The following is a 12,732-nucleotide window of genomic DNA, read 5'->3' on the forward strand; positions in this document are numbered from 1 at the left end:
TGCGTCTAGCTGTGTTTTTCTATTGAGTAATGTCATTTGTAGCGCGCTTAGTTATGTATTACCCTAAAAAAAAAAGGTAAAACCTATAGACAATCTAATCTGTATTATAGTGAAAAGTTAAGTGATAAGAGGAAAACAAATAAGCGGTAAATAGTGTAAGGCTATATCGCCTTTGGAGTTGATCGAAATCCCGTTGATAAAATACGTTCGACTGAAAATGTTCTGATTTGCCTTCGGAGAAAACAGTACGCTATTAATTTGTCTGATGTTATTTTTTTTACTATGATTTTTCTTTGCGTAATTAAACGATCTTTGGACAGGTAGATAATGGTGATAGGTTGACTTTGTTCAAGGCTCTCTCTAAAAAAATAGTTCATGCTATAGACACCTCCATTTCTCTATTTATTATATACGAACATACATTCTTTTATCCATCGAAATCGAACATATATTCCAGAAAATTTTTGCCATAAATGCTCATTGTTTAACGTATGATGGCTAATAAGTATGTGTAACAAACAATTGATCATGATGGAGGAGAGAAAATGACTGAATTAGAAAAAGCAAAGCGAATTAGAGAGATATCAAATGAAATTATCAAATACTATGTCAAAGATAATAAAGGAGGAAAAGTAAGTGAGCAGGATAGGGCAGTTGAATTATTAGCTAGAGCCATACATGAATTTTCGGAGATTTATTTAAATAAATATATCGACGATGATGAGTTGTTAAAAGGAATATTAGCAAAAGTTAAAATAGCTTCAAATACATTAGACCAAGCAAAAAAGTCGAAGGTGATCATTAAACGAGTCTAGAAGGTCATGTAGGCTAATATAACCAATATAAGAACATGTGTTCTAATTTTTAACGTAATATGGTACAATAAGGTTGCAGTTTCAATGAGATCGAACAAGCCCCTTCTGGAAGGAGGTGATGCTTGTTGACTTTGTATGAAAGTTTAATCTCAATGTTTTCCTTTGCCTCATTAATCATCGCAATTTTAGCGTTTACGCAAAAAAAATAGACCCGTATTGAGGTCTACTTAAAGTCAAAGAATTCGGTCCAATTAGAAACTGCAGACTGTGGATGCGGCAACATCCACGGTCAATCGGTTATAATTATATCATAAAGATGAGGATGTAGCAGCCCCTTTGTATTTCCTTATTCATTTAATTTGAAATTTAATTCTCTGGATAATTGATCAAAGTTATACTCTAAATCAAAAAAAGATGGTGTATTATCATCGTTATATAAAATGAGTCTATGTTGATTCTTATCTTCCAAATTATAAACGAATATTACCTCAGAAATATAGTCGTCAAACCATCTATTTTTAACTTTTATTGTAGCTGTTAATGGGATTTTAATGAGATATCCTTTTTTAGGAAGAGGGCTTGCTTGGACTGTAACTCTTTTAATGCTCTTTATAGCTTCCCTAACTTCACGATCAAAAACATTTGAACTATCTGCTTCTCGAATGACAGTGTTTGTTTCGATATTTAATACTTTTACATCCTGTTGTCCGACAGCTTGAGTATAATTAGATGTCATAACCGTAAAAAATAGAACCATTAGTATGAATAGTGTTGGTTTCCGCAAATTAATCACCTCATTACTAGCTTTCCCTTGCTGTTAATATTATTCCTCATGAATGCTTAGGAAAAAATTGAATAGTACACAAAAATTCTGAGGTTAAAAAGTTATATAGTGAAATACCTCCTTTATATTTGATTAATAATAAGCTATTTCTTGCTACAAAAATCGACAAATTTATTGACGTCTATGCTTAACTTTTGTACGATATGTTAGATTGAATGTAAAGGAGCTGGGATTCGTGATGGAGTCCTTTAAAGTAAAAAAGACATTAAATAATAATGTATTAATCGCTTCACATGAATCTTACGGAGAAGTGGTTTTAATTGGTAAAGGTATTAGCTTTGGAAAGAAGTTTGGCGACATTATTCAGGAACAAAGTTATGAAAAAATGTTTGCTCTTACAAATCAAAAAGAGCAAGAGCAATATAAAATGTTATTATCGAATATTGATGAAGAAATGCTTGATGTTGTTCAAGATGCTATTCGATTTATTTTTGAACGTGTAGGAAAGCCGCTTAATGAGCATATCCATATCGCACTCACTGATCACATCACTTTTGCTTTAAAGCGTTTGCAACAGGGGATGGATTTAAAGAACCCTTTTTTGCTGGAAACAAAATCTCTATATCCTTTTGAATATGAACTAGCAGAAGAAGTTATACAATTATTAAATAAGTCATTATCTGTTGAACTTCCTGAAGGTGAGATAGGCTTCATTGCTCTTCATATTCATAGCGCAATCGCTAATAAACCATTATCTGAAGTAAATCAGTATTCGCAATTAATAAGTTTGCTAACAGATGTAATCGAAGATTCGCTAAAGGTCAAAGTAGACCGTGACAGTGTCAATTATCTAAGATTAATTCGTCACCTTCGTTACACGATAGATAGGGTTAACTCAGGTGAAACAGTTTCAGAACCAGAAAAATTATCTTTATTGTTGAAAAAAGAATATCCTCTATGCTACAATACTTCTTGGAAAATGATAAAAGTGATGCAACAGGCGTTACAAAAGCCTGTTTATGAAGCTGAAGCAGTTTATCTAACGATGCACTTATACCGCTTAACAAATAAATAATTGTAACCGAAAAAATTCACGTGTTACTGATTCGATCAGGCATGAGTGAACTGGGTGTTTTTATTTGCTATTTTGGGGAACTATACCTAATAGCAGATCAAAAGCCATGTTCACCATGCCTTTTTTGTATGTAATTCTTCATTGAATGATTATTGTAAACGGTTAATACTAAGAGTGTTCTTGCTTCAACTAACTTTTATTTAAGCAAAATAGTAACAAATAGGAGGTTGAATTTATGTTTAAAAATGCATTTGGCGTCCTGCAAAAAGTTGGACGTGCACTAATGTTACCAGTTGCATTATTACCAGCTGCAGGTTTATTACTTGCAATAGGGAATGCACTGCAAAACCCGACACTTACTGATTTAGCGCCATTTTTAACAGCTGATTGGGTTGTGTTAATAGCTAGTGTTATGGAAAACGCAGGTAATATTGTGTTCTCGAATCTACCAGTATTGTTTGCCGTTGGGGTTGCTATCGGCTTAGCGAACGGCGACGGAGTAGCGGGTATTGCTGCATTAATTGGTTATCTAATTATGAATATTACGATGAGTAGTATTCTTAAAGGAGTAGGAACCCTTCCGGAAGGTGGACAGGAGCTTACTGAATTTTTAGCTAATAACGGAGCTGCTTATGGTAACGTCCTAGGTATTCCAACTCTTCAAACAGGAGTTTTCGGTGGTATTATCGTAGGGATAATTGCTGCTGCAATGTATAATCGATTCTTTACAATTGAATTGCCTTCATATTTAGGCTTCTTTGCAGGTAAACGATTTGTTCCAATCGTAACAGCCGCTTCTACTGTATTGTTAGGGATTGTGATGTACTTTGTATGGCCTCCAATCCAAACAGGTTTAAATGCTTTCTCAACAAACCTTTTAGATGCAAATAGAACGTTAGCAGCATTTATATTCGGTGTGATCGAGCGTTCATTAATTCCATTTGGATTACACCATATTTTCTACTCACCATTTTGGTTTGAGTTTGGTAGTTATGTTAATGCTGCTGGAGAGACAGTTCGTGGAGACCAAACGATTTTCTTTGCACAAATTCGCGATGGTGTACAAAACTTAACAGCAGGAACATTCATGACAGGAAAATTCCCATTCATGATGTTTGGTTTACCAGCTGCTGCTCTTGCGATCTATCATGAGGCAAAGCCAGAGAATAAAAAAGTTGTTGCAGGTTTAATGGGTTCTGCTGCATTAACTTCATTTTTAACCGGTATTACAGAGCCACTTGAATTCTCATTCTTATTCGTTGCACCAGTATTATTTGGTATCCATGCGATATTTGCTGGTTTATCATTTATGATTATGCATATCCTTGATGTAAAAATTGGGATGACGTTCTCTGGTGGGTTAATTGACTTCTTGTTATTCGGGGTATTAAATCCTCAAACAAACTGGTGGTATGTAATTCCGGTAGGTTTAGTATTAGCGGTCATTTATTATTTTGGATTCCGTTTTGCTATTCGAAAATGGAACCTTGCAACACCAGGTCGTGAAGAGGCAGATGTTGAGACTTCTGATGAAGGACAAACAAAAGGCACTGCAGGAGATTTACCGTCACAGGTTTTAGAATCCCTTGGTGGTTCAGGAAATATCAAACATCTTGATGCTTGTATTACTCGATTACGTGTAACTGTTAATGACAGTAAAAATGTTGATAAAGATCGTCTGAAAAAACTAGGAGCATCAGGCGTTCTCGAAGTTGGTAATAATATTCAAGCAATCTTCGGTCCTAAATCTGACAATTTAAAAACTCAAATTCAAGATGTTATGTCTGGAAAACGACCAAAAGCATCCGGAACTCATTCTCAAGAACAAGAAGTTCAAGAGCAAGTTGAAGATGTAGTAGCTGACGGAATCAAAAACGAAATCGTTAATGAAACGTTTGTAGCACCACTAACTGGTGAGATTAAGGAAATTACGGAAGTTCCTGACCAGGTATTTTCTGGGAAAATGATGGGTGATGGTTTTGCGATCTTACCTACAAATGGAACGGTTGTTTCACCTGTAAATGGTAAAATTTTGAATGTGTTTCCAACAAAGCATGCTATTGGTATTCAATCTGACGGAGGAAAAGAAATATTAATTCATTTTGGTATTGATACTGTAAACTTAAAAGGTGAAGGGTTTGAAGCGTTTGTACAAGAAGGTGACATAGTCGAGCAGGGTCAAAAAATACTTGAGGTAAACCTTGACTTTGTAAAAGAAAATGCACCATCTGTAATCACACCGATCGTGTTTACAAACTTAAAAGAAGGTCAATCAATTAAGGTTCAAACACAAGGAAATGTAACAGCAAAAGATGCTGATGTCATTTCAATCGAAGATTAATTTGAAATATAAAGCTGCCACACTTGTTTTTTTACTAGTGTGGCTGATAAAATAAACTCTTGAAAAAATGTTGAAATTTAAAGGAGATTGATGAAAATGGCAGAAAAAACATTTACAGTAACAGCAGATTCAGGAATTCACGCTCGTCCAGCGACAGTTTTAGTACAAGCAGCTAGCAAATATGATTCAGATGTAAATTTAGAATATAACGGAAAAACTGTTAACTTAAAATCAATTATGGGTGTTATGTCTTTAGGTATTCCAAAAGGTTCTCAAATTAAAATTATTGCTGCAGGTTCTGATGCTGAAGATGCAGTTGCAGGTTTAGCAGAAACATTCAAAAATGAAGGGCTAGGCGAATAATGAGTACAAACCTAAAAGGGATTGGAGCTTCAGCAGGTATTGCAATTGCAAAAGCATACCGTTTAGAAGAACCAGAATTAAAGATAGAACAAAAAACTGTTGCAGATAAAGAAGCTGAGCAAATCAGGTTTGAAGATGCAATCAATACTTCAAAATCTGAGCTCGAAAAAATCAAAGAGCATGCTAATCGTGAATTAGGTGCAGATAAAGCAGAAATCTTTGCTGCTCATTTACTTGTTTTAAGTGATCCTGAGTTATTAAGTCCTGTTAAAGATAGAATTGAAACAGAAGGTGTAAATGCAGAATTTGCAATGAAAGAAACAGCAGACATGTTTGTTTCAATGTTTGAATCTATGGACAATGAATATATGAAGGAAAGAGCGGCAGATATCCGCGACGTAACAAAGCGTGTTATCGCGCATTTGTTAGGTGTTCAAATTCCTAACCCGAGCTTAATTTCAGAAGAAGTAGTAATCATTGCTGAAGATTTAACACCTTCAGATACAGCTCAACTAAACCGTCAATTTGTAAAAGGATTTACAACTGACATTGGTGGTCGTACATCTCACTCAGCTATTATGGCTCGTTCAATGGAAATTCCTGCGGTTGTAGGTACTAAGCAAGCGACAGCTTCTATTGAAAATGGCGTGATGGTGATTGTAGATGGTCTTGATGGTGATGTTATTATCAACCCATCTTCAGATGTAATCGCTCAATATGAAGAGAAAAAAGCTAAATTTGAAGCTCAAAAAGCTGAATGGGCAAAGCTTGTAGATGAGCCAACTGTTTCAAAAGATGGCCAACATGTTGAGCTTGCTGCAAACATTGGAACTCCTGATGACGTAAAAGGTGTATTAGAAAACGGTGGAGAAGGAGTAGGACTTTATCGTACTGAATTCTTATACATGGGAAGAGATCAGCTTCCAACAGAAGAAGAGCAATTCGAAGCTTATAAAACAGTTCTTGAAAGAATGGGAGATAAGCCGGTTGTTGTTCGTACATTAGATATCGGTGGAGACAAAGAATTACCATACTTACATCTTCCAAAAGAAATGAACCCATTCTTAGGGTTTAGAGCAATTCGATTATGCTTGGAAGAACAAGATATTTTCCGTACACAGCTACGTGCTTTATTACGTGCTAGCAGCTACGGAAATTTAAAAATAATGTTCCCTATGATCGCAACGCTATCTGAATTCAGAGAAGCAAAAGCCATTCTTTTAGAAGAAAAAGAGAAGCTTGTTGCAAATGGAGTTCAAGTTTCCGATTCCATTGAAATTGGTATTATGGTTGAAATTCCTTCAACAGCCGTTATGGCAAACCAATTTGCAAAAGAAGTAGACTTCTTCAGTATTGGAACAAATGATTTAATTCAATACACGATGGCAGCAGATCGTATGAACGAGCGAGTTTCATACTTATACCAACCATATAGTCCAGCTATTTTACGTCTTGTATCAATGGTAATTGAAGCGGCACATAAAGAAGGAAAATGGGCAGGAATGTGCGGAGAGATGGCAGGCGATCCAATCGCAATTCCATTACTCCTTGGCCTAGGACTTGATGAATTCTCAATGAGTGCTACTTCAATTCTTCCAGCACGTACACAAATTAAAGGATTATCAAAAGATCAAGCTCAAAGCATCAAAGAAACTGTTTTATCTATGGATACGACAGAAGAAGTTGTTGCATTTGTAAAAGAAACATTTCAAATAAAGTAATTTATATAGAAGGACAGGCTGAGAAGCCTGTCCTTTTTGTGTATTTAAACATGAATAGGGGAAACTACCTTTATCATAGTTAAAGGAAGGTGCCTTATGAATGAATTTAAAGTAGGAGAAGAGGTTTATGTGATCTACAGGAATCCGCATGCTGTAAATGTGGCAAATATTGAAAAGGCAGAGATAGTTGAACATCCTAACGACAACCAAGAGCTTGCTCTGTTTCTTCATGATGCATACCATCCGCTTGAAGAAGATGATGCTGTTTTTTCTAGCTTTAAAGAAGCCGAAGAACTTTACAATCAATTATTCAATTATCAACAGTATGACTAATAGGAAATTATTTTTTAGACTAAGTGTGGAACGAAATGCAAAATTTAATGATGTATAACTTTTTTAGTGACTTTTATAAAGGAAGGTACTAACATGATTAAACCGTTTGTTCCACAATTAGTTTATATAGAGCCAAGAGCTTTAGAATTCCCACGTGGTGTTGAATTAAAAGAAAAATTCGAAAAAATGGGGTTGGAAATTAGAGAAACGACCTCTCATAACCAGGTACGAAATATACCCGGAAAAAATCACTTACAACAATATCGAAATGCAAAATCAACACTAGTTGTAGGTGTAAGGAAGACATTAGAATTTGATAGCTCAAAACCATCTGCAGAATATGCAATTCCTTTAGCAACAGGATGTATGGGTCATTGTCACTATTGTTATTTGCAAACAACAATGGGAAGTAAACCATATATACGGACATATGTGAATGTTGATGAAATACTTGAACAAGCTCAACATTATATGGAGCAACGTGCTCCAGAAGTCACTCGCTTTGAAGCGTCGTGTACATCAGATATTGTTGGAATCGATCACCTTACTCACTCACTGAAATCAGCAATCGAATTTTTTGGCCAAACTGATATGGGAAGACTTCGATTTGTGACAAAGTTTCATCATGTTGATCACCTGCTTGATGCAAAACATAATGGAAGAACTCGATTTCGTTTTAGTATAAATGCAGATTATGTCATAAAAAACTTTGAACCGGGAACATCGCCGCTGGATCTGCGAATAGAAGCAGCAGTAAAAGTAGCAAAAGCCGGATATCCTTTAGGGTTTATTGTCGCTCCTATATATATCCATGAAGGGTGGCAAGAAGGATACAAGGTGTTATTTGAAAAGCTTGATGCCTCACTTCCAAAAGAAGTCCGTGATGATATTACTTTTGAGATGATTCAGCATCGGTTTACAAAGCCTGCCAAAAGAGTGATTCAAAAAAACTATCCTAAAACAAAGCTTGAGTTAAATGAAGAGGAAAGAAGATATAAATGGGGCAGATATGGCATTGGGAAGTATATATATCCAAAAGATCAAGAACAAGACCTTAGAGAAACACTTGAAGACTATGTTGCTCATTATTTTCCTACAGCAAAAGTTGAATATTTTACTTAAAAGCTCAACTCTCATCCTATGATGGGAGTTTTTGTTTTAACACACAATATATATAATGGTAAAATAAGTTATAATTAAACATTAGGGGTGGATATTTTGGATCTAAATTTACAAGGTAAAAATGCATTAGTCATTGCTTCAAGCCAAGGTTTAGGAAAAGCCATTGCGGAAAAACTTTATGAACAAGGTGCAAATGTGATGTTGGCTAGCCGTGACCAAGACAAGTTAGCAAAGATAAAGGCTAAGCTTGAAGGTGAAAATGAAAATCAACGTATTTCTTTTCAAACTTGTGATATTAAGAATAAGCTGGAAATTGAAAAATTAGTTTCAAGTACAGTAACAGAACTTGGTTCTATTGATCTTTTGGTTAATAATGCTGGAGGACCTCCTGCAGGTACTTTTGAGCAAATGACAGATGAGGATTGGCAGCATGCGTTTGAATTAAATCTCCTTAGCTATATTCGGATGATAAGAGAGGTTTTACCACATATGAAAAAAAGTGGAGGGAAAATTGTCAATATTGCCTCTTCATCTGTAAAAGAGCCTATTCCAGGGCTTATATTATCTAATACATTTCGAACAGGCATTGTTGGGTTATCTAAAACATTAGCAACTGAACTGGCTCCTTACAATATCTTAATAAATACTGTGGCGCCAGGTCGAATTGCAACAGACCGTGTAGCGTTTTTAGATGAAACTGCAGCAAAAAAGCAAGGAATCTCAAAGGAAGAAATGGAAGATAAAATGAGAAAAACGATTCCGTTGGAACGATACGGTTCCCCAGAGGAATTTGCAAATTATGTTGCGTTTCTTTTGTCTGAACATAACAGTTATATGACTGGTCAAACCTTCTTGGTTGATGGGGGAATGGTCAAGTCAATCTAATTTCTGGCCGGGATTTCTAGATAACAAAGTTAAGGTCTATTTACTGTTACAATCACACTTAAAAGTTCCTTAGGAGGAGTTACAATGAAACAAAAGGTTGGATTTATCGGACTGGGTGTTATGGGTCAAAGCATGGCTAAACATATATTACTAGCAGGCTATCCTTTAAGTGTTTATACTAGAACTAAGCAAAAAGCAGAAGAACTTGTCAATTTGGGTGCTGTTTGGATTGATTCCATAAGTGAACTTTCAAAGGAATGTGAAATCATTATTACGATGATTGGCTATCCAAAGGATGTAGAAGAAGTATACTTAGGAGAGGAAGGAATTCTTTCTTCCGCAAAGCCTGGTACATATGTAATTGATATGACAACCTCACAACCCTCATTAGCAAAAAGAATTTATGAACAGGCTAATAGTAAAGAAATTCATTCGCTTGATGCACCTGTATCTGGAGGAGACATTGGTGCAAGAGAAGCACGTTTGGCCATTATGGTTGGTGGTGAAAAGCACGCTTTTGATACCTGCCTTCCTCTCTTAGAAAAGATGGGCCAAAACATCGTCTATCAAGGAGAAGCCGGGTCTGGACAACATACAAAAATGTGTAATCAAATTGCAATTGCATCGGGAATGATCGGCGTTAGTGAAGCTATTTCTTATGCAAAGAAATCTGGGCTTGAACCTGCCAATGTGTTAAAAAGTATTACTACTGGTGCAGCTGGAAGTTGGTCATTAAGCAATCTGGCTCCACGTATGTTAGCGGAGGATTTTGAGCCTGGATTTTTTATCAAGCACTTTATAAAAGATATGGGCATCGCGATTGACGAATCAAACGCAATGGATCTCTATACTCCTGGCTTGGAACTAGCTTATAAACTATATGAGCAACTTGCTGAAGCTGGATATAAAGATAAAGGTACTCAAGCATTAGTGAAATTATGGGATGAAAAATGATGAAAAAAGACAAATATGCTCTTTATTTGTAACTTTTTCTTAAATAATATCGTCTAAATAATGAGGTTGTCCAAACAAAGGACAGCCTTTTCTATGTCTTTCACATGAATGTCATAAAGCAACCTATCTCTTCAGTTATATTAATGGTAAAATAAAGGGTAGCCTAAAAATAATAAATTATTTATTTATATAGAAAACCAGTAGATAGGAGGGAGTTCTTTGACAGAACAAAACACAAGTAAATCAGAGCAGCGAAAGCTAAGGAAATCAAGGTATATTAGGACCAATGTGTTCTTTTTTGTTGTTTTCCTATTATTTGTTGCGCTAATTGTACGATTAGGAGTTGTTCAAATCGTTCAAGGGGAAGAATTTACGAAGGAAGTTTCAAGAACAGAGTCTGATTATGCAAGTCTTCCTGCCCCAAGGGGAAAAATGTATGACAGATACAACCGAGTTGTCGTTGATAACAAAAGGGTACCAGCTATTACCTATACAGTTGATAAAACAACAAAAGCGGAAGACAAAATCAATACGGCAATTAAGCTTGCAGAGTATATTAGTTATGAACCCGAATACTTAGAAGAAGAGCTTAAAGAGCGTGATATCCGTGATTTTTGGTTAGCCTCAAATCCAACGGAAGCAAAAGAATTATTAACTGAGAGCGAATTGGAGTTAGATCCGTCTGAAACGTATAAATTGCAAGTAGAGCGTGTACCAGAAGCTGAAATTAATAAAATACAAAACAGCCTGGAAGATAAGGAGCTCGCTTATATTTATACACGTTTTTCTTCAGGTTACCAATATGAACCACAAGTTGTAAAATCGTTGAATTTAACAGAAGAAGAAGTTGCGGTTGTTGCTGAACATTTAGAACAGCTTCCAGGGGTAGATGTGATTACAGACTGGGCACGTGAATATCCATACGATTCATTACAAACAATCTTCGGTGGAGTAACTTCTGCCGAACAAGGTATTCTACAATCACGTGAGGATTACTATAGTGCAAGAGGATATGCAAAAAATGAACGAGTAGGAAGAAGTTATCTTGAATATCAATATGAGGATTACTTAAATCCTAGAAAAGCAAAAATCGAATATATATCAGACAATAGCGGAAACATTGTTTCAGAGCAAGTTGTTGATAAAGGTCAACGTGGATACGATTTGAAACTGTCATTTGATATGGAATTGCAGATGGAAGTTGAAAAAATCATTGAAGACGAGCTTCGCAAGGCCAGTGGAAGTCACTTCCTGATGGACCGGGCATTTGTTGTTATGATGGATCCTTATCAAGGTGATGTTTTAGCCATGTCCGGTAAGATGCTTAATCCTGAGAATCGTGGCGGAGAAATGCTTGACTTTGCTTATGGGGCCTTCGCAACTCAATATGAAGCTGGGTCTACTGTAAAGGGTGCCACTGTGCTTTCTGGATATCAAGATGGAATGCCTATCGGTCAAGGGTATGTTGATAAAACAATGTATTTTAAAGGGACTCCTTCTAAAAGTTCGTATAGTACCCTAGGTTATATGACTGACTTAACTGCTTTGCAACGGTCATCAAATGTTTATATGTTCCGTGTGGCCTTAAGAATTGCAGGTGTGGAATATGTTCCACATGGTCCATTAAATATATCAATGGAAGACTTCCAAAAGCTTCGTAATTATTTTGCCCAATTTGGCCTAGGAGTTCCAACTGGTATTGATTTGCCTCAGGAATCAGCTGGTTTAATAAGTACACCTGATAGGGCTGGTAAGATTTTAGACATAGCAATTGGCCAGTTTGATACGTATACACCGCTTCAATTAGCGCAATATGTTTCTGTTATTGCAAATGGGGGTTCACGTGTTAAACCGCGAATCGTCACAAGTATCCATTCTCCAGTTGAAGAATCAACACTAGGGCCAATAGCAGTAGATAAGTCACCTTCTGTGTTAAATCGCATAAACAATACTCCAGAAGAGATTGAACGAGTTCAACAAGGATTTAAAATGGTTGTTCAATCAGCACGTGGTACTGCCTCAGCTTATATTGATTATGATGTTGCAGGCAAAACAGGGACATCACAAACAAACTACTATGGTCCAAAACGTGAATATTGGGGAAAACAAACCAACAATCTCAACTTTGTAGGTTATTATCCAGCAGATAAACCAGAAGTAGCATTCAGTGTTGTTGTACCATGGGCAAGCAATGACGGTGATGCTGTAAACAAACATATTGCTAACAGAATTGTTAAGGCTTATATCGACCTACAAGAAAAATATGTTACAACAACTGAAATTGATCCTGAAAAATTAAGAAAAGAAGAGGAATAATTCCTCTTCTTTTTTCTATTCAT

11 protein-coding genes are annotated in these 12,732 nt (G+C 36.0%); 10 read left to right on the forward strand and 1 reads right to left on the reverse strand.

The genetic code is table 11. The annotated features are described in order from the left end of the window. Positions 1-545: 545 nt before the first annotated feature. On the forward strand, positions 546-815 hold the full coding sequence (locus HWV59_RS10250; protein ID WP_175638789.1) for a hypothetical protein: 270 nt from the start codon (positions 546-548) through the stop codon (positions 813-815). A 346-nt stretch (positions 816-1,161) separates the two neighbouring features. Here the strand turns inward: HWV59_RS10250 and HWV59_RS10255 are convergent, their stop codons facing one another. Next, on the reverse strand, positions 1,162-1,599 hold the full coding sequence (locus HWV59_RS10255; protein ID WP_175638790.1) for a hypothetical protein: 438 nt from the start codon (positions 1,597-1,599) through the stop codon (positions 1,162-1,164). Positions 1,600-1,834: 235 nt separating this feature from the next. Between HWV59_RS10255 and glcT the strand changes: the two genes are divergently transcribed. From glcT to HWV59_RS10300, 9 genes are all read left to right on the forward strand, one after another. Beyond that, entirely contained in the window at positions 1,835-2,674 is an 840-nt protein-coding gene (gene glcT, locus HWV59_RS10260; protein WP_102231959.1) for a glucose PTS transporter transcription antiterminator GlcT, read from the forward strand. Positions 2,675-2,909: 235 nt separating this feature from the next. Then, positions 2,910-5,015, forward strand: a complete 2,106-nt coding sequence (gene ptsG, locus HWV59_RS10265) for a glucose-specific PTS transporter subunit IIBC (RefSeq protein ID WP_175638791.1) — start codon at positions 2,910-2,912, stop codon at positions 5,013-5,015. A gap of 96 nt (positions 5,016-5,111) precedes the next feature. After that, positions 5,112-5,378, forward strand: a complete 267-nt coding sequence (locus tag HWV59_RS10270; protein WP_102231961.1) for a phosphocarrier protein HPr — start codon at positions 5,112-5,114, stop codon at positions 5,376-5,378. Further along, positions 5,378-7,099, forward strand: a complete 1,722-nt coding sequence (gene ptsP / locus HWV59_RS10275; protein ID WP_102231962.1) for a phosphoenolpyruvate--protein phosphotransferase — start codon at positions 5,378-5,380, stop codon at positions 7,097-7,099. The genes HWV59_RS10270 and ptsP overlap by 1 nt, the downstream gene beginning before the upstream one ends. Positions 7,100-7,195: 96 nt before the next feature. Further along, positions 7,196-7,432 carry a transcriptional regulator SplA domain-containing protein gene (locus HWV59_RS10280; RefSeq protein ID WP_102231963.1) on the forward strand — a complete coding sequence of 79 codons (237 nt, stop codon included), beginning with the start codon at positions 7,196-7,198 and terminating at the stop codon, positions 7,430-7,432. A gap of 93 nt (positions 7,433-7,525) precedes the next feature. Continuing rightward, the gene (splB, locus tag HWV59_RS10285; protein WP_102231964.1) at positions 7,526-8,554 is read left to right on the forward strand and encodes a spore photoproduct lyase; all 1,029 of its coding nucleotides are present in this window, start codon (positions 7,526-7,528) and stop codon (positions 8,552-8,554) included. 96 nt (positions 8,555-8,650) lie between these two features. Further along, positions 8,651-9,439 carry an SDR family oxidoreductase gene (locus tag HWV59_RS10290; protein WP_175638792.1) on the forward strand — a complete coding sequence of 263 codons (789 nt, stop codon included), beginning with the start codon at positions 8,651-8,653 and terminating at the stop codon, positions 9,437-9,439. A gap of 84 nt (positions 9,440-9,523) precedes the next feature. After that, positions 9,524-10,393, forward strand: a complete 870-nt coding sequence (locus tag HWV59_RS10295) for an NAD(P)-dependent oxidoreductase (protein ID WP_102231966.1) — start codon at positions 9,524-9,526, stop codon at positions 10,391-10,393. A gap of 219 nt (positions 10,394-10,612) precedes the next feature. Then, positions 10,613-12,709: a peptidoglycan D,D-transpeptidase FtsI family protein gene (locus HWV59_RS10300; RefSeq protein ID WP_102231967.1), complete on the forward strand. Its 2,097-nt coding sequence runs from the start codon at positions 10,613-10,615 to the stop codon at positions 12,707-12,709. Positions 12,710-12,732 lie beyond the last annotated feature (23 nt).

The sequence above is a fragment of the Metabacillus schmidteae genome (genome assembly GCF_903166545.1).
Lineage (GTDB): Bacteria > Bacillota > Bacilli > Bacillales > Bacillaceae > Metabacillus > Metabacillus schmidteae.